Raw genomic sequence first — 16,724 nt, forward strand, 5'->3', positions numbered from 1 at the left:
GCCGCGGGCGGGGTGCCGCGGGCGGGGTGCCGTACGCCGGGATGTACCGGGTGCCGGGATGCCGCGCCAACCTCGACGAAGGGGCTCGCCGCACATGCACCGACTGCTCGCCGCCGTACTGACGTCCCTGATCGCCGCCGCGCTCGCCCTGGGCACCGCGCAGATCGTCATCGCCGTGTTCAACGCCACGCCCGAACAGCCGAACGTGCCGCTGGTGACCTTCAGTGACCGCGGCGGGCAGGAGTGAGGGGAGGGGGACGGCAGGAGTGGTGGCAGCCGCTCGTTCGGCCTGGCGGGAGGTACCCCGTCACCAGGTACGCCGGTTCGCGGCACGTGCCCTGGAGGAGGTGCCCTCCCTCGCCCAGGAGATCCTGCGCGAGATCCGCCGCGAATTCCCGCAACTTCCCCTGGTGGCCGACGAGAACGGTGAGCCCAGGGCGCTGACCGGCATCCGGCAGTCCCTGGAGCACTTCGTGGACCACATGACCGCCGGACTGGACCGCCCCCTCGTCCACCCCAGGGTCTTCCAGGATTTCGGGCGCGGCGAGGGCATCCACGGCCGCAGCCTCGACGCGCTCCAGGCGATCTACCGGCTCGGCGTACGGCTGGCCTGGCGGCGGCTGGCCGAGATCGGACAGCAGGTGTCGATCCCGGCGCCCGCCATGTACGAGCTGGCCGAGTCCGGGTTCGAGTACCTGGACGGGCTGGTGGCCGAGTCCGTACGCGGCTTCGCCGAGGCCGCGGCCCGCCAGGCCGGCGAGCGGCTGCGGCTGCAACGCCGCCTGATGGAACTGCTGTTCACGGAGCACGGGCGGACGGGTGGCGGGGCCGGCGGTGCCAGGAACGGGGCCCGAGCGGGGCCGCGGGGCGCTTCATGGTGCGCCGGGACCGCGGCGGGGGCCGGAACCGGGTACGGGAGCGGGCAAGGGGACGGGCACGGGACCGGAGACGGTGACCGCGGCGGACGCAGGGCCGCGGGCGGCGCCAGGCCCGGTTCCGGTGCCACGGCCGGCTCCGGAACCGGACGGTCCGGACTCTCCGCCGGGCTCGTCGAGCGCGCCGCCCGGATCGGCTGGCCGCTGCCCGAACGCGTCGCCGTGGCCGTCCTGTTACGGCCCGCCCGGGAGTCCGTCGCACCCGCCGTCCCCGCGGACGTCCTCCTGGACATGGACTGCGAACGGCCGCGCATGGTGGTGCCGGAGCCGGACGCGGCGGGCCGGCGCGACCTCCTGCGCCGGGCGACGGCCGGCTGGTCGGGCGCCATCGGCCCCGCCGTACCGCTCATGGACGCCGCCAAGTCGCTGCGCTGGGCCACCGCCGCGGTCGACCTGATGGAGCGGGGCCTGCTGCCCTCGGGACGGATGCTGCACTGCACCGAGCACACCGAGGCGCTCATCCTCCTGCCGCCCGAGGAGCTGATCGAGGACCTGACCCGGCGCCGGCTCGCGCCCCTGGCACACTGCGGCCCCACCCACGGCCGTCGGCTTGCCGAGACCCTGCTGGCCTGGCTGGAGACGCGCGGCGGGGCCCCGGAGGTCGCCGCCCGGCTCGGCGTCCACCCGCAGACCGTCCGCTACCGCCTGCGGCAGATACGGGAGTTGTGGGGCGCGGACATGGAGGACCCGGACCGGCGCTTCGAACTGGAACTGGTGCTGCGCGCCCGGCGGCTGCGCGGCGCGCTGGGCGTACCCGGCCGGGAGTGAGGCCCGGCGCCCTGCCCCCGCAAGCGGACCTCAGCGCTCCTGGTGCGCCGCTTCTGCCGGTCCTGCCGCTTCTGCTGCTTCTTCTGGTCCTGCCGCTTCTTCTGGTTCTGCCGGTCCTGCCGCTTCTTCTGGTTCCTCCGCCACCAGCGGGCCGATGCCGTCCAGCAGCCGCGCCAGCCCGAACTCGAAGATCGAGTCCAGGGTCAGCGACTCCTCACCGCCGGCCACCTCCACCTGCGCGTACATCGGATAGGAGCCGGAGGCGATGATCCGCTCGTACATCGGCTCCATCGCGTCCATCCACTGACCGCGGCTCAGTCCGGTCTCCTGCTCGTTCTCCAGCTCGTCCTCCAGGCTGACCGCCGTGCCGCGCACATGATTGATCAGCGTGAGGGCCACGTGGAGCTTGGTCACCGGGTCGGGGATCGCCGTACGGGCCATCGTCCACTCGATGAGCGCCATGGCGTTGGGCATCGGCGTCGGGCGGGTCATCGACAGGTACGGGGCCAGCCAGGGGTGCCGGTGGTAGAGCTCCCACTGGAGCCGGGCGCCCGCCTCCATCCGGCCGCGCCAGTCCCGTGGCGCGGGATCGGGCAGCTCCGGCTCGCCGAAGGCGGCCTCCGCCATGGCGAACAGCAGCTCGTGCTTGTTGGCCACATGCCGGTAGAGCGCCATCGAGGACACCCCGAACTCGGCCGCGACCCGGCGCATCGACAGCGCCCGCAGCCCCTCGGCGTCGGCGACCGCCATCGCGGCCCGTACGACGCGCTCGCGGCTCAGCCCGCTGCCGCCCTCGTCCCGGTCCTGATCCCGGCGCCGGTCGTGATTCCGGCCCCGGTCGCGGTGCCGGCGCTCGTGCGGTGGCAGGGCCCCGGCGGGCGCCCGGTGGGCGGGGCCGGGTGCGGCGACCACGGTCCCCACCCCCGGCACGGCCCGTACGAGCCCTTCCTGCCGCAGCGTCGCCAGCACCTTCGTGGCGGTGGCCATCGCCACCCCCCACTCCTGGGTGATGCCCCGCGTGGACGGCACCCGGTCGCCCGCCCCCAGCTCCCCGTCGGTGATACGGCGCCGGATCTCGGCGACGATCCGAAGGTAGGGCGGCGGCTCGGAGCGGTCCACGGCGACAACCTCCGTACTAGTGCACCAGATGGTCCGAACCTATCAGGGGGACATGACAGGAGGTTTTCCGTGCGGTTTCCTGTGCATACGGGCAGCGGACGGCAAGGGGGGCGGGCGGCGACGGGCGGGCCGCCGCGCCCCCCGCCCCCGGCGGATCAGGTGAAGTCCAACTCGCCCGTACGGGTCCGCTTCAGCTCGAAGAACTTGTCGTAGCCGGCGAGCAGACGCACGCCGTCAAAGACCCGTACGGCGTCCTCGCCGCGCGGGATCGCGGTCAGGACGGGCCCGAAGAAGGCCACGCCGTCGATGTGCAGGGTGGGCGTGCCGACGTCCTCACCGACCGGGTCCATGCCCTCGTGGTGGCTCTTGCGCAGCGCCTCGTCGTGGTCCGTGCCGTGCGCCGCCTTGCCCAGTTCGACGGGCAGGCCCACCTCGGCGAGCGCCTCCTCGATGACGGCTCCGGTGTCCTCGCGGCCGTTGGTGTGGATACGGGTCCCCAGTGCGGTGTAGAGGTCGCGCAGTACGCCCTCCCCGTGCTCCTGCGCCGCCGCGATGCACACCCGCACCGGCCCCCACCCGGCGTCCAGCAGCTCGCGGTAGCGCTCGGGGAGGTCTTCGCGGCCCTCATTGAGGACGGACAGGCTCATCACGCGGAAGCGCAGGTCCAGCTCACGGTGGCGCTCCACCTCCAGGATCCAGCGGGAGGTGATCCAGGCGAAGGGGCAGATGGGGTCGAAGTAGAAGTCGACGGTGTGGCGGGAGCCGCTCTGGGAAGCCGGAGGCCGAGAAGTCATGGCCACAGGTTAGTCCGGAGTTGGATCATTGAATGGTCCGCTTCGGCCGCGGGATCGTGGGCCAATCGGGTGGCTCGTGCCGCCCGCGCCGCCCGTGCCCTCGTCGTCACTTCTGTTCCGGACCCTCCTGTTCCGGACCCCGTTCCGGGACCATGCCGAGCATCCGCTGGAGCAGCTCCTTCAGGAGGGTGCGCTCGGCGACGGTCAGTCCGCCCAGTGGTTCGCGGGCGAAGTCCAGGGACGTACGCAGCCGTTCGGCCGTCCGCCGGCCCTCTTCCGTCGGGGCGGCGAGCTTGACCCGCCGGTCGGCGGGGTCGGGGCGGCGCTCGACCAGGCCGCGGGACTCCAGCCGGTCCACGATCCCCGTCACGTTCGACGGCTCGCACTTCAGGCGCTGGGCTATGCGCCGCATCGGCAGCGGCTCGCGGGCGAGGAGTCCCAGGACGCGTGCCTGGGCACCCGTGAGGGAGTGCTGCGCCGCCGCGAGCTCGTACTCCTCGTAGTAGCGGGCCACGACGGTGCCGATCAGCTCGACGACCTCAACGGTCAAGGGGTCCGGGCGAGGAGTCATGCACATCAGGATACCGGTTTGCTTGACAACCTGAAATATTCAGGAGCATGGTTGTTTCACCACCTGAAGCATTTGGAGGACCGAGATCATGTCCGAACTGCCCACGACCGGCCGTGAATGGCACCTCGTCGCCCGCCCGCACGGCTGGCCGAAGCCCGAGGACTTCGCCCTGCGCGAGGCCCCGGTCCCCGAGGTCGGTGAGGGCCAGATCCTGGTCCGCAACTCCTGCTTCTCGGTCGATCCGTACATGCGCGGCCGGATGAACGACGTCAAGTCCTACGTCCCGCCCTTCGAGCTGGACCGGCCGATGGAAGGCGGCGCGGTCGGCGAGGTGCTCGCCTCGCGCGCCCCGGAGATCTCCGTCGGCGACCACGTCCTGCACGGGCTGGGCTGGCGCGAGTACGCGGTGCTGGACGCCAAGCGCGCCGCCAAGATCGACACCTCCCGCGCCCCGGCCTCCGCCTACCTCGGCGCGCTGGGCATGCCGGGCCTGACCGCCTACGCGGGCCTGCTGGAGGTGGCCTCCTTCAAGGAGGGCGACGCCGTCTTCGTCTCCGGCGCGGCCGGCGCGGTCGGCAGCCAGGTCGGGCAGATAGCCAAGCTCAAGGGCGCCTCGCGGGTGATCGGCAGCGCCGGCTCCGACGAGAAGGTGCGGGTGCTGGTCGAGGAGTACGGCTTCGACGCGGCGTTCAACTACAAGAACGGCCCGGTGGCCGAGCAGTTGAAGAAGGCCGCCCCCGACGGCATCGACGTCTACTTCGACAACGTCGGCGGCGACCACCTCGAAGCGGCCATCAGCTCGCTGAACGTGCACGGCCGGGTCGCCGTCTGCGGCATGATCTCGCAGTACAACGCCACCGAGCCGACGCCCGCGCCGCGCAACATCGCACTGGTCATCGGCAAGCGGCTGCGCATCCAGGGCCTGCTCGTCAGCGACCACTCCCACCTCCAGCCGAAGTTCATCGAGGAGGGCTCCGCCTGGGTGCAGTCGGGCGCGCTGAAGTACCGCGAGACGAAGGTGTCCGGCATCGAGAAGGGCGTCGACGCCTTCCTCGGCATGCTGCGCGGCGAGAACACCGGAAAGATGATCGTCAGCCTCACCGACTGACCTCTGGCCCCGCCCCGCTCCCGCCCCTGACCCCGCCGCGGCGCGTCCGCCGCGGGGCCGTGGGCCCGCCACCAAGCCGTCGCGACCGTGGGCGCGCGTCGCGGCGAACCAAGGAGGATCACTGATGTCCATCCAGCCCGTAGACGTCGCCTACACCGCCGTCGCCACCGCGGAGAACGGCCGTGACGGCCGGGTCGCCAGCGACGACGGCAAGCTCGACGTGACCGTCAACCCGCCCAAGGAGATGGGCGGCAGCGGCGCCGGCACCAACCCCGAGCAGCTCTTCGCCGCCGGTTACAGCGCCTGCTTCCAGGGCGCGCTGGGCGTGGTCGCGCGCCGCGAGAAGGTCGATGTCTCCGGCTCCCGGGTGACCGCCAAGGTCGGCATCGGCAAGACGCCGGACGGCGCCTTCGGCCTCAAGGTCGAGATCACCGCCTCGATCCCGAGCGTGGACGCGGCCACTGCCCGCGACCTGGTGGACAAGGCGCACCAGGTGTGCCCGTACTCCAACGCCACCCGCGGCAACATCGAGGTCAGCCTCAGCGTCGACTGAGGCACAGACTCCTCCGGCCGTCCGACGCGGCGAGGACCGCACCCCGACCGGGCACCCCGGCCGGGATGCGGCCCTCCGCCACCACGGTCTCCCGTGTGCTCACGGTCCCCAGCCAGCGGCCGGCGACGACGCCCCGTACGTACCTGCCGTACGGGGAAACACACGCCGGGCGCCGCCCTCAGCCCCACGGCCCCGGGCCGACCGACCGCGACCATCGCGCTCACCGACACCGACGAAGGCATGCGGCTCAGCAACCGAGCCCTCTCGTCCTGGTACGGAGACGTGGTCGTGGTGACCAGGTCGGCCCGGCGCGCGCCCCCTCCGGCGAGTGGCTCACCATGGCCCGCCCCGATCAGTTGCGCGGCCAGGTCGAGGAGAACTTGCGCCGGCTCGGCCCCGTGGTCTGCGTGCGGAACTCCTACAGCCTGGACCGGCGCCGCGCCGACGAAAGCGGGCTGGTGGACCTGTGCGGGGGGCAGGGCATCGCCTTCGTCCCGTTCTTCACCGCCTCCCGGCTGCGGCGTGAGGCAGCCGCAGCCGCGGCCGTAGGCCAGGAGCACAACGCGCGCGTCCGCTCCGTCGCGGCACCCCCTCGATGACGCCCACCCTCAGGTCCGCTCGTCGGATCCGCCGGTACCGCCCCGCCTCGCCTGCCGGTGAACTAAAAAGATCCGATGTGGACAGAAGACCACAGGTGACCGCCGCTCATTCTCTGCGCTTCGATGATTGAGGCTGATGACTGACGGCTGATGAGTGACGGCTGATGAGTGACGAGTGACATGGCCGCTTCGGCGACGAGGAAAGAAGAGAATCGATGTACGAGGTACTGGTGGTGGGCTCGGCCAACGCGGACCTGACGGTCCGGGTGGAGCGGCGTCCGGGCGCGGGTGAGACCGTGCTCGGCACGGACCTGGTCGAGACGGCGGGCGGCAAGGGCGCCAACCAGGCCGCCGCCGCGGCCCGGCTGGGCGGCCGGACGGCCCTCCTTGCGCGGGTCGGCGGTGACGCGTACGGCGAACTGCTGCTGGAGGCCCAGCGCGCGGCCGGGACCGACGTACGGCATGTGATCACCGACGACGCGGCCCGGACCGGCACCGCCATGATCATCGTGGGGCCGGACGGCGACAACAGCATCGTCGTCTCGCCCGGCGCCAACGCGGCGCTCACCCCGCGGGACGTCACAGCGGCCAAGGACGTCATCGCCGGCTCGGCGGTGGTCTCCCTCCAGTTGGAGATCCCGGTGGAGACCGTACGGGCCGCCGCCGGGACGGCGCGGGAGACCGGCACCCGGGTCGTCCTGAACCCCTCGCCCAGCCCCGACCGCCTGGACCCCGAACTGCTCGCCGTGGCCGATCCGCTGGTCGTCAACGAGCACGAGGCACGGCAGCTCTCCGGCACGGACGGCGGGACACCCCGGGAGTGGGCCCGCGCCCTGCGCGAGCGCGGGGCGCGCTCGGTCGTGGTCACCCTGGGCGGCGACGGTGCACTGGTCTCGGATTCCTCGGGGGAGACCGGGATCCCGGGCGTACGGGTACGGGCCGTGGACACCACGGGCGCGGGCGACGCCTTCACCGGCGCCCTCGCCGTCCGCCTGGCGCGCGGTGACTCCACGGCGGACGCGGCCCGGTTCGCCGTACGGGTGGGAGCCGCCGCGGTCACCAAGCCCGGCGCCCAGCCCTCCTACCCGACGCTCGACGAGCTTTCGTAGAGCCTCGGGCAAGGAGGGCGGGCGTCAGCCGGCCAGTCAGGCGGTCAGGGCAGCTCCTTGGGGGCGTACAGCGCGTGGTCCGCTCCGGTCGCCATCGCCCAGTAGCGGTCGCCGTAGGACCAGTGCCACCACTCGGTCGGGTAGTTGACCAGCCCGGCACCGCTCAGCGCCGCCTCCAGGGCACGCCGGTTGGCGCGCGCCTCCTCGCCGATGTCCGGCGCGTCCGTGTAGCAGGCGCCGTCGCTCTCCTCCGGGGAGGCGTTGATGGGCGTCCCCATGTCGACGGGCCCGCCGTCGGCCGTGACGAGGGTGAGGTCCACCGCCGCGCCCGCGCTGTGCGGGGCTGTGCCGGGCGGGGAGACGTACCGGCTGGCAGCGGTGTGGATCTCCGGTTCGCTCCACTCCGGGTGCGCGGCCCGCAGTTCGTCCGCGTACTCCTCGAAGTACCGGTACTGGAGGCCGGGTGGGCGGTAGCCCTCGACGAACAGCAGCCGCAGCCCTTCCGGCAGCGACTCCTGCGCCTTGACCAGCCGCTCCACCACGCCCGCGCGCAGATGGGCGAAGGCCCCGCGCTCGTCGTAGCGGTCCTTGTCCACCAGGATGCCGGGCGCGGCGGTCCGTATGTCCAGCAGCGGCTCGCCGCACTCCTCCACGGGGATCGTCGTCACCTTCGGGTCCGACATCAGCGTGATGCCGGAAGCGGCGATGGTGGTCGCAGTGGCCGTAGCGGTCCTGGTTCCGGTTTCCTCCGTTTCGGCAGTGCTGCCCACGTCCGCCAGGATCAGGCAGGGCGCCTCGTCGGCCTCCGCCGCCTGTGCCGCGTCCGTCACCTCGGTCGGCTGCGCGATACGCCCGCCGTCAGGGGACCAGGCGCCGCTGTGCCCGCAGGCGGGCCCCGCGCTGCCGCTGCCGATGCCGTTGGCGAGCAGGACGTACAGGCCGTTGTCCCGCGCCAGGTCCGCGTACCGGGAGACCCGCTCGGGCGTGCCGTGGAAGGAGCTGGCGAGGTACACCGCACAGCCGTCCGCCGCGGCCCGCGCGGCAACCTCGGGGAAGCTGTTGTCGTAGCAGGTGGCCAGCGCGAACCGCAGGCCGTCCAGGGTGAACCGGCCGTCGGCGGCGCCCGGTTCGAAGACGTCGTTCTCCTCCTCGAACAGATGCCGCTTGTCGTAGCGGGTCAGCAGCTCGCCGTCCGGCCCGTACACGAACGAGGTGATCGTCAGCGTTCCGTGCGGTGTGCGCGCCGGGCCGTTGACGACCGCGGCGACCTTCGAGGCCCGGCACGCCTCCCGTACGGGCTCCAGCCGGATGTCGTCCGCCGTCACCGACAGCCGGTCCGGCTCGGCGGCTATCGCGCCCAGCTCGTAGTGGGTCAGGGCCAGCTCGGAGAAGACGACGAGCCGGGCACCGCGCCCGCCGGCCTCGGTGACGAGCGCGGCCATCCGCGCCGCGTTGGCGTCGATGTCCAGTGGTGCGGACGCGAATTGTGCTGCTGCGATCATCATGGGGCCATCATGCCTGCCGCCACTGACAACGGCTCCGCCGACTGCCGTGCGGACAGCCGTGCCGGTGACGGCTCCGCCGACGCGACCTTCAGCACCTCCCGCACCTGCCCGGTGATCGCGATCCGGTTCCGTACGAAGACGGGATCGCTGACCGTGCCGGTGCGCGGGTCACCGTTGCCCGGCCCGAACTCCAGGACCGGCGTGTGCAGATGGCCGCCGGGCGCCTTCAGCCCCACCGCGTCGCGCAGCAGTGTCGCCCGGTAGGCGATCTCGTTGGACAGATAGTTTCCGCCCCCGCCGGCCCGGGCGGCGGAGCCCGGCGTCGGCCCGTCCGGCCGCTCCACGGGCGCGTCGCCGCCGGCCGGGATCTCGGTGACGGCGGTGTTGTCGCGCACCGGGTACGGCCCGGTGCGGGCCGCCACGATCCTCTCGTACGGCAGCGTCGTGGACGTCCACTGCGGCTGCGGCCGTACGGTCGGCACCCCGCGCGGGATCGGCACCGTCTCCGTCCGCGACTGCCGTACGTTGTCCGGGTAGCCGCCGCGCCAGGCGCCGTTGGTCCGCTCCACGTCGAAGCGGTCCGGCCGCCCCTGGCTGACGGTGGTGAACAGATCCACCTGCCGGGGGCCGGGCCGGAAGTGCGGCAGCAGGGTCCGCTCCACCGTTCCCTGCGCGAAGTCCGCCCAGCGGACCGGGAAGACGGCGGTCTCGACGCGTACGAGCCGGCCCGACGCGGTCCGTAGGGTCCTGCCGTCCAGGGCCAGCGCCGCCGCCCCGGAGGGGTTGCTGCGCCGGGCGTCCGCGTCGAGCTGGAAGGGGTCGAAGCCGGTGACCACGGCTCGAAGGACCCGCTTGCCGGCGGGCAGGTCGATCGAGTCCTGGCCGCGCGAGGAGCGCTCCAGCGCGCCGGTCAGGGCGGCGCGCCGGCCCGCGGTCAGCCGGAAGCCGGGGTTCCACTCCTTGAGCGCCCGGGTCATGCCCAGCCGTGCCCAGTACAGCGGCCGGTCGTCGTCCCGGCTCAGGTCGCCGCCCGCGGGCCCGCGGCCCTGCACCCGGTCCACGGCCCGCCGCCACAGAGCCCGTCCTTCGCGCGTGACGTACCGTTTCGCCTCCCCGTACGAGCCGGTCCGCGCCAGCCCCTCGGCGAACCGCGCGGCCACCGTGCCGAACCCGCTGCGCCGCAGGATCTCCTGCGGCACGGCCTGCGCCAGCCGCCGTTCCTCCACGGTGAGCTGTTCCTCGCGCTGTTCCTCGCGCTGTTTCTCGTGCTGCCCCTCGCGCCGCTCATCCATGGTGTGCGGCCCGGCCCCGGCCGCCGCGTGCGCCGGGCCGGCCGCCTGCGGGCCGGCGACGAGCACGGGCAGCGCCGTGGCCAGCGCCGCGCCGAGCACTCCCACTCTGTGGCGTATGAGTCTCATGGGGCGAAGTAAAGCCGCGCCGCCCCGGGAGCGGTAGGGGGCGTCACCGTACGCGCGACAGGGCCGGCGACCTGCGGGCCGCTGCCGGCGTACGGCGCGCGGAGGCCGGTGCCGTACGCACCGGTGCCGCTGACCTGCGCAGCGCCCCGGAATCCCCCGGCATCCCTGAAACCTCTGGCATCCCCGAAACCTCCGGCATCCCTGAAACCGTACGGGGAAAGGCCCTACGGTAGTCGGACGGCGAGACCCCGACCTGCTTGAGGAAGTGGTGGCGCAGGTTGTTCGCCGTCCCCAGGCCGCTCAGCTCGCTCACCTTCTCCACCGGCAGATCGGTGGATTCCAGCAGGCCGCGCGCCCGCCCGATGCGCTGGTCCAGCAGCCACTGCAACGGCGTGTTGCCGGTGGCCGCCTGGAGCCGCCGGTAGAAGGTGCGCGGGCTCATCGCGGCCCGTCGCGCCAGGTCCTCGACGGTCAGCGGCTCGTCCAGTCGCTCCCGCGCCCACTGGAGTACGGGCGCCAGGCCCGTGTCGTCCGTCGGGGGCACCGACTGCTCGATGAACTGCGCCTGGCCGCCCGGCCGGTGGGCGGGGACGACCATCCGCCGGGCCAACTGGTTGGCCACGTGTGCCCCCAGGTCGCGCCGGACCAGGTGCAGGCACAGGTCCAGCCCGGCCGTCAGCCCGGCGCTGGTCAGCACGTCACCGTCGTCCACATACAGCACCGAGTCGTCCACCCGCACCTTCGGGTAGCGCTCGGCCAGTTGGGCGGTGTGCATCCAGTGGGCCGTGGCCCGTCGGCCGTCCAGCAGCCCGGCCTCGGCGAGCGCGAAGGCGCCGGTGCACAGGGAGACCATCCGCGCGCCCGCGTCATGGGCGTCCCGCAGCGCGTCGGCCAGCCCGTCCGGCAGCGGGCTGCCGTCCTCGACACAGGCGTCCGGGACCGACGGGACGATGACGGTGTCGGCGCCGGCCAGGTCGGCCAGCCCGTACGGGGTGCGCAGCGTGAGCCCGGAGGCGGCGCGCGGCCCGTCCTGCGCCTGCGGGCCGGTCCCGCACAGCCGCAGGTCGTACCAGGGATCGGCCAGGTCCGGCTGCGGCTTGCCGAAGACCGTGAGGGGGATGCTCAGTTCGTACAGGTCCCAGGAGGGGAAGCCGATGTCCTCGGTCACCACCACGGCGACGGATCCAGCGCTCATGGCACCGAGCCTATGACCGTGGCAGGAATTTGGTGGTGGCGGTCACCACGGTCACTGTCGCGGCCCGTTCCGCACTGCGAAGGTGGTCCTACGTGATCAACCGCCGTGCAGGCGGATGTACAAGGAGATATGCGATGAATCCCGTACGCGAGGCCGTCACCGTCATCGGCCTGGGTTCCATGGGGTCGGCGCTGGCCGGCGCGCTGACGGGCCAGGGGCACCCGGTCACGGTGTGGAACCGCACGCCGGAGCGGGCCCGGGCGCTGGTCGCCAAGGGCGCCACCTCCGCGGCGACACCCGCCGAAGCGGTCGCAGCGAGCCGGCTGGTGATCGTCTGTGTGCTGGACTACGACGCGATGCACGCCGTCCTGGACCCGGTGGCCTCCGAGCTGGCGGGAAAGACGCTGGTCAACCTCACCTCCGGCTCCCCCGAGCAGGCCAAGGAGGCGTCCGCCTGGGCCGCTTCGCACGGCGCGGACTACCTCGACGGCGCCATCATGACCACCCCGCCGGGCGTCGGCAGCCCCGAGATGATGTTCCTCTACAGCGGTTCGGCGGACGCCTTCGCCACCCACCGCCCCACCCTGTCCGGCCTCGGCGACCCCCTCCACCTGGGCACCGACCCCGGCCTCGCCTCCCTCTACGACGCGGGGCTGCTCGGCCTGATGTGGGCCGCCCTGACCGGCTGGCTGCACGGCACCGCGCTCGCGACGGCCGAGAAGACGCAGGCCGTGGCCTTCACCGAGATCGCGGTCCGCTGGCTCACGGCGGTGGGCGGCTTCATGTCCACGTACGCGCCCCAGGTGGACGCCGGACGCTACCCGGGCGACGACGCCACCGTCGACGTACAGATAGCGGCCATCGACCACCTCCTCCACGCCGCCGCGGACCGTGGGATCGACAACGCGCTGCCGCTGCTGCTGAAGCAGACCATGGAGCGGGCCAAGGCGGCCGGGCACGGCGCGGACAGCTACGGCAGCGTCATAGAGGTGCTCAGGAAGCCGCAGGGCTCTGCACCCGCGGCAGGCACGGACGCCGGCTCCGCGGCGGGTGCGGCATGACCGCCGGCACCCTCCACGGCGAGGAACTGGTCCGCGCCGCCGTCGAGGAGTCCCTGGCCGCCCTGGAGAAGGGCGCCGGCCAGGACTGGTCCCGCCCGGCAGGCGGCCTGGAGTGGACCTGCCGCCAGACCCTGGACCACCTGGCCCTGGGCATCGTCGGCTACGCGGGCCTGCTCATCGCCCGCCCCACCGACCGCTACATCACGCTGTTCGCCTCGCTGGACGCGCAGGCCCCGGTCGCCGCCTGCCTGGAAGGGCTGCGCATCGCCGGAACGCTGCTCGCCTCGACCGTACGCGACACCGGGCCCGAGGTACGGGCCTGGCACCCGTGGGGCCACTCCGACGCCCAGGGCTTCGCCGCCATGGGAGCCGTCGAACTGACCATGCACACCTACGACATCACCCGCACCATGGGTACGGGGTGGACCCCGCCGGACGGCATCGCCGCCGCCGCTGTGGAGCGTCTCTTCCCCGACGCGCCCACGGGCAACGCGCCTTCCGACACACTCCTTTGGTGCACCGGCCGGGCCGCGCTGCCCGGGCTGCCGCGCCGCCAGGAGTGGCAGTGGGACGGCACCGTACGCTGAGCGCGGCCCGTACGGAACCGCCGGCTCCGGCTCCGGCCCCGGTCCCGTACGGTCCCGTCGACTTGGGCCCGTACGGGAAGACGGGGCCGAAGGCCCGCCCGGGAGGACTCAGGAGGGGGAGGACACCGACACGTCCCCGCCGTCGGTGTGCGCCTTGATCTTGTGCGGTGCACGGCCGTCCGTCGGGCCGCTGACCTTCCGGGTGCCGCCGCTCGTCGTGGCGTCCACCGCGTACGAGCCCTTCGGCAGCCGGATCGTGACGTTGCCGCCGCTGGTCCGGCCGTCCACCCGGTCGGGCACGCCGGTGAACTCGGCGTCCACGTCACCGCCGCTGGTCCGGGCCGTCGCCTTCTTGGCCGAGGACTCCTCGATGGTGACGTCCCCGCCCTCGGTCTCCGCGCCGATGTCACCGGCCAGGCCACGGACGACGACGTCACCACCGTCGGTGTGCAGGTCGGTGATCATCGAGCGCGGTACCCGCACGTCGTAGCTCACCGTGCAGGTGAGGGAGGTGCCACCGCAGTCGTCGTTCTTCTGCTTCAGCGTCAGCCGCCCGTTCGCGACCGAGTGTTCGGTGACCGGCTTCTGCTCGCTGTACCGGTACCGCTCCGTCACCCGGATCGCCCCGCTGTCACCGTCGGTGGCGATGACCGTGATGTTGCCCCCGGACGTCGTGGCCGATATCTCCTTCGCCCCGCCCTTGACCATGTACGTACGCTCGCTCTTCTTGACGTCCTCGGTCACCTGGCAGGCGGTGGCCGCCACGGACAGCGCCGCGCAGGCGGCGACGGCCCCGGCGATGCGGACGGTACGGGCGGCGCGGGCGGTCCGGGCGGTCGGAGTGGAGCGGTAGGCGGTCATGAGGGAAGTGTTCTCCAAGAACGGCGGCAGTGCGGCGGCGGGAGGTCCGCGGCGGCGGGTCGTCGACGGCGAGCCGTCTTGACCCCTTCATTCTCGGTCCCGTCCACGGCTCGGCGCATAGCCGGCAAGGACGATCTCTCTCGCTCAGTTCCCCTAGGGGCATTCCCGGGTGCCTGCCCGGGACAACCCTCACCCCACCGCCGCCCTCGCCCCACCGCCCTCACCCCGCCGAGAAGCCGTACACGCTGGTGGAGCGGTACGTTCCGGACGGGCGCAGGACCGTGCCGGGGAAGTCCGGGCGGTTGGGGGAGTCGGGGAAGTGCTGGGTCTCCAGCGCGATTCCGGCACCCGCCGCGTACGGGTGGCCTCCGGAGCCCACCAGCGAGCCGTCCAGGTGCTCGGCGGTGTAGAGCTGCACGCCCGGTTCGGTCGTGGCGATGCGCATCCGCCGCCCCGAGAGCGGGTCGTGCAGCTCGGCGACCGGCTCCGGCTGCCGCGTCACCCCCTTGTCGAGCACGAAGTTGTGGTCGTAGCCGCGTCCCACCGCCCGGGGGCGCCGGAAGTCCCAGCGCGTCCCCGCCACCTCCGCCGGCCCGCCGACCGGGATGTTCGCCGCGTCGACGGGCGTGTAGCGCGAGGCGGCCAGCCGCAGGACGTGGCCCTCGGCGCTGCCGCTCGCGTCCCCGGCCAGGTTCACGTACGTGTGATTCGTCAGGTTGACGACGGTCGCCGCATCGGTGGTCGCGCGGTAGTCGATCCGCAGCTCCCAGGCGCCCGGAAGGGACGTACGGGTCGCAGAGCCCGCAAGGGACGTAGAGGGCATAGAGGATGTAGGGGACGTAGAGGCCGTAAGGGTGTACGTGGCCGTGACGTCGAGGGTGCCGGGGAAGCCCTCTTCGCCGTCCGGGCTCACCCGGCGCAGCGCCACCCCGCCCGGAACCGGCCGGGCGTCCCAGACCGCCTTGGCGAAGTTGCGCTCCCCGCCGTGCAGGCAGTTCGGCCCGTCGTTGCGCGCCAGCCGGTACGTACGGCCGTCCAGATCGAAGGACGCCCCGCCGATCCGGTTGGCGTACCGCCCGACCAGCGCGCCGAAGTGCGAACCGCCGTGTGCGAGGTAGGAGTCCAGGTCGGCGAAGCCCAGCGCGACCTGCGCCGGCGTCCCGTGACGGTCGGGGACCTCGATGGTCTGCACGATGCCGCCGTACGTCAGGATCCGGACCCGCAGGCCCGCGCCCGTCAGCGTCCAGCGGTCGACGCGGGTGCCGTCGTCCAGGGTGCCGAAGGGTTCCGTGGTGACGACCGTACCGGCGTGCGCGTTCATGCTCCGGAGCCTACGGTGCCGGCGGCCCGCGGTCGCCCGGGCGGTGGCGTACGAGGTGACGGCCTACGGGGGTGACGGCATACGGGGAGCGCGCGCCAGGCGTACGGCATACGGCAGCGCGCCAGGCGTACGGCTCACCGGCCCCCGCCCCGCCTGGCTCGCCCCGCCTGACTCAGCCCGCCGGCTCCTGACGGGTGATCTCGCGGTGGGCGAGGGCGGCCAGTTCCCGCTGTCCCTCCCGGCCGGGGTGGAACCAGTCCCACCCGCTCAGCTCGTCGGTGGTGAACCGGTAGTCGAAGACGGCCCGGTCGTAGCGGCACAGTCGGTCCTTCGCGCAGACGTCCTTCAGTGCCGCGTTGTACGCCATGACCCGGTTCCGTACGCCCAGCCGCCGGTCGGCCGCCGCCTTGCCCAGATCGTCCGGGTCGCGGAGCATCGACCCGCATATGCCCAGCTTCCAGATCTCCTTGCCCAGGGAGCTGGTGCGCCCCTGGGACCACAGCCTCATCAGGTCGGGCACCGCCGCCACGTACACCTGGGTCTTGGGCAGTGCCCGCCGCAGCCTGGTCATCGCAGTCCGGAAGTCGGCGCGGAAGCCGGCGACCGGTGTCATGGCGGCGGCCGTGCTGCGACAGGCGTCGTTGGCCCCGATCAGGATCGTCACCAGTTCGGGGCGGTGCCGCACGGCCGCGTCGACCTGCGCGGGCAGCTCGCTCATCAGCGCACCCGTACGGGCGAGGTTCCAGCTATGCCCCACGGGGTCCTTCAGCAGCCGCCGGGCGACGCTGTTGACCTGCGGGTCGGTGCCGGTGGCCCAGGAGACGCGGGGGCAGTCGGCCAGTACGGAGCAGGCGTCGAACCCGACGGTGATGGAGTCACCGAGCGCCGCGACGGAGGCGGGGTCGGTACGCCAGGCGGGGGCAGGCTTGGGGGAGGGCTTGCGGGTGGCCGGGCCGCCTTGCCGGGAGGCCCAGTTGCCGTGGTCCGAGGGGTCGGCGCAGCCGGCGAGGGACAGCAGGAGCGCGGTGGCCGCCAGGACCGGACCGGCGGCGGTACGGGACCGGATCCGGCCGGCGGAGGTACGGCGCGATCGCACGGCTGCGCCGGGGCGGATCCGGCCACGCGCGGGGGGACGGATGTGGCGAAAGGACCGACCGGTGGGTGTCATCCTCTGTCCCCCTCAGGCGTGCGAGTGATATCTGTTCCGGTACCGACGGTAC

The 16,724-nt window shown here is 73.0% G+C and carries 17 protein-coding genes; 8 read left to right on the plus strand and 9 right to left on the minus strand.

Annotated elements, in window-relative coordinates; all coding sequences use genetic code 11:
* The first annotated feature begins 94 nt into the window (after positions 1–94).
* The gene (locus KGS77_RS25465) at positions 95–247 is read left to right on the plus strand and encodes a hypothetical protein (RefSeq protein WP_242585316.1); all 153 of its coding nucleotides are present in this window, start codon (positions 95–97) and stop codon (positions 245–247) included.
* Between the two features lie 19 nt (positions 248–266).
* Positions 267–1,703: a helix-turn-helix domain-containing protein gene (locus KGS77_RS25470; protein ID WP_242585318.1), complete on the plus strand. Its 1,437-nt coding sequence runs from the start codon at positions 267–269 to the stop codon at positions 1,701–1,703.
* Between the two features lie 30 nt (positions 1,704–1,733).
* On the opposite strand, the gene KGS77_RS25475 is transcribed toward KGS77_RS25470, so the two are convergent.
* From KGS77_RS25475 to KGS77_RS25485, 3 genes are all read right to left on the minus strand, one after another.
* A complete protein-coding gene (locus tag KGS77_RS25475; RefSeq protein ID WP_242585320.1) occupies positions 1,734–2,822 on the minus strand; it encodes a GntR family transcriptional regulator in 1,089 nt (362 codons plus the stop codon).
* Between the two features lie 155 nt (positions 2,823–2,977).
* Positions 2,978–3,616 (minus strand): DsbA family protein, encoded by a 639-nt coding sequence (locus KGS77_RS25480; RefSeq protein ID WP_242585322.1) that lies wholly within the window; start codon positions 3,614–3,616, stop codon positions 2,978–2,980.
* A gap of 106 nt (positions 3,617–3,722) precedes the next feature.
* Positions 3,723–4,187 carry a MarR family transcriptional regulator gene (locus tag KGS77_RS25485; protein ID WP_242585324.1) on the minus strand — a complete coding sequence of 155 codons (465 nt, stop codon included), beginning with the start codon at positions 4,185–4,187 and terminating at the stop codon, positions 3,723–3,725.
* An 88-nt stretch (positions 4,188–4,275) separates the two neighbouring features.
* Here KGS77_RS25485 and KGS77_RS25490 point away from each other — a divergent pair, with 88 nt between their 5' ends.
* The 4 genes from KGS77_RS25490 to rbsK all read left to right on the plus strand — a co-directional run bounded on the left by KGS77_RS25490 (position 4,276) and on the right by rbsK (position 7,556).
* Entirely contained in the window at positions 4,276–5,295 is a 1,020-nt protein-coding gene (locus tag KGS77_RS25490; protein ID WP_242585326.1) for an NADP-dependent oxidoreductase, read from the plus strand.
* A 124-nt stretch (positions 5,296–5,419) separates the two neighbouring features.
* Entirely contained in the window at positions 5,420–5,848 is a 429-nt protein-coding gene (locus tag KGS77_RS25495; protein WP_242585328.1) for an organic hydroperoxide resistance protein, read from the plus strand.
* 338 nt (positions 5,849–6,186) lie between these two features.
* Positions 6,187–6,447 (plus strand): hypothetical protein, encoded by a 261-nt coding sequence (locus tag KGS77_RS25500; protein WP_242585330.1) that lies wholly within the window; start codon positions 6,187–6,189, stop codon positions 6,445–6,447.
* 215 nt (positions 6,448–6,662) lie between these two features.
* Positions 6,663–7,556, plus strand: coding sequence for a ribokinase (gene rbsK / locus KGS77_RS25505; RefSeq protein WP_242585333.1), 894 nt, complete (start codon positions 6,663–6,665; stop codon positions 7,554–7,556).
* Positions 7,557–7,600: 44 nt separating this feature from the next.
* Here the strand turns inward: rbsK and KGS77_RS25510 are convergent, their stop codons facing one another.
* The 3 genes from KGS77_RS25510 to KGS77_RS25520 are packed head-to-tail and all read right to left on the minus strand — an operon-like array spanning position 7,601 to position 11,674.
* Complete coding sequence (locus KGS77_RS25510; RefSeq protein WP_242585335.1) at positions 7,601–9,061, minus strand: nitrilase-related carbon-nitrogen hydrolase; 1,461 nt, start codon at positions 9,059–9,061, stop codon at positions 7,601–7,603.
* The gene (locus tag KGS77_RS25515; RefSeq protein WP_242585337.1) at positions 9,058–10,479 is read right to left on the minus strand and encodes a pyroglutamyl peptidase; all 1,422 of its coding nucleotides are present in this window, start codon (positions 10,477–10,479) and stop codon (positions 9,058–9,060) included. The genes KGS77_RS25510 and KGS77_RS25515 overlap by 4 nt, the downstream gene beginning before the upstream one ends.
* 43 nt (positions 10,480–10,522) lie before the next feature.
* Entirely contained in the window at positions 10,523–11,674 is a 1,152-nt protein-coding gene (locus tag KGS77_RS25520; RefSeq protein ID WP_242585339.1) for a helix-turn-helix domain-containing protein, read from the minus strand.
* 134 nt (positions 11,675–11,808) lie between these two features.
* On the opposite strand from KGS77_RS25520, the gene KGS77_RS25525 reads away from it, so the two are divergent.
* Entirely contained in the window at positions 11,809–12,735 is a 927-nt protein-coding gene (locus KGS77_RS25525; protein WP_242585341.1) for an NAD(P)-binding domain-containing protein, read from the plus strand.
* The gene (locus KGS77_RS25530) at positions 12,732–13,322 is read left to right on the plus strand and encodes a maleylpyruvate isomerase N-terminal domain-containing protein (RefSeq protein ID WP_242585344.1); all 591 of its coding nucleotides are present in this window, start codon (positions 12,732–12,734) and stop codon (positions 13,320–13,322) included. Before KGS77_RS25525 ends, KGS77_RS25530 begins: the two co-directional genes overlap by 4 nt.
* A 108-nt stretch (positions 13,323–13,430) precedes the next feature.
* Here the strand turns inward: KGS77_RS25530 and KGS77_RS25535 are convergent, their stop codons facing one another.
* From KGS77_RS25535 to KGS77_RS25545, 3 genes are all read right to left on the minus strand, one after another.
* Entirely contained in the window at positions 13,431–14,183 is a 753-nt protein-coding gene (locus tag KGS77_RS25535) for a DUF4097 family beta strand repeat-containing protein (protein WP_242585347.1), read from the minus strand.
* A 220-nt stretch (positions 14,184–14,403) separates the two neighbouring features.
* The gene (locus KGS77_RS25540; RefSeq protein WP_242585349.1) at positions 14,404–15,504 is read right to left on the minus strand and encodes an aldose epimerase family protein; all 1,101 of its coding nucleotides are present in this window, start codon (positions 15,502–15,504) and stop codon (positions 14,404–14,406) included.
* A 172-nt stretch (positions 15,505–15,676) separates the two neighbouring features.
* Complete coding sequence (locus KGS77_RS25545) at positions 15,677–16,600, minus strand: SGNH/GDSL hydrolase family protein (protein WP_242585351.1); 924 nt, start codon at positions 16,598–16,600, stop codon at positions 15,677–15,679.
* Positions 16,601–16,724 lie beyond the last annotated feature (124 nt).

It is taken from the genome of Streptomyces sp. MST-110588, assembly GCF_022695595.1.
In the GTDB taxonomy this organism is placed as follows: domain Bacteria; phylum Actinomycetota; class Actinomycetes; order Streptomycetales; family Streptomycetaceae; genus Streptomyces.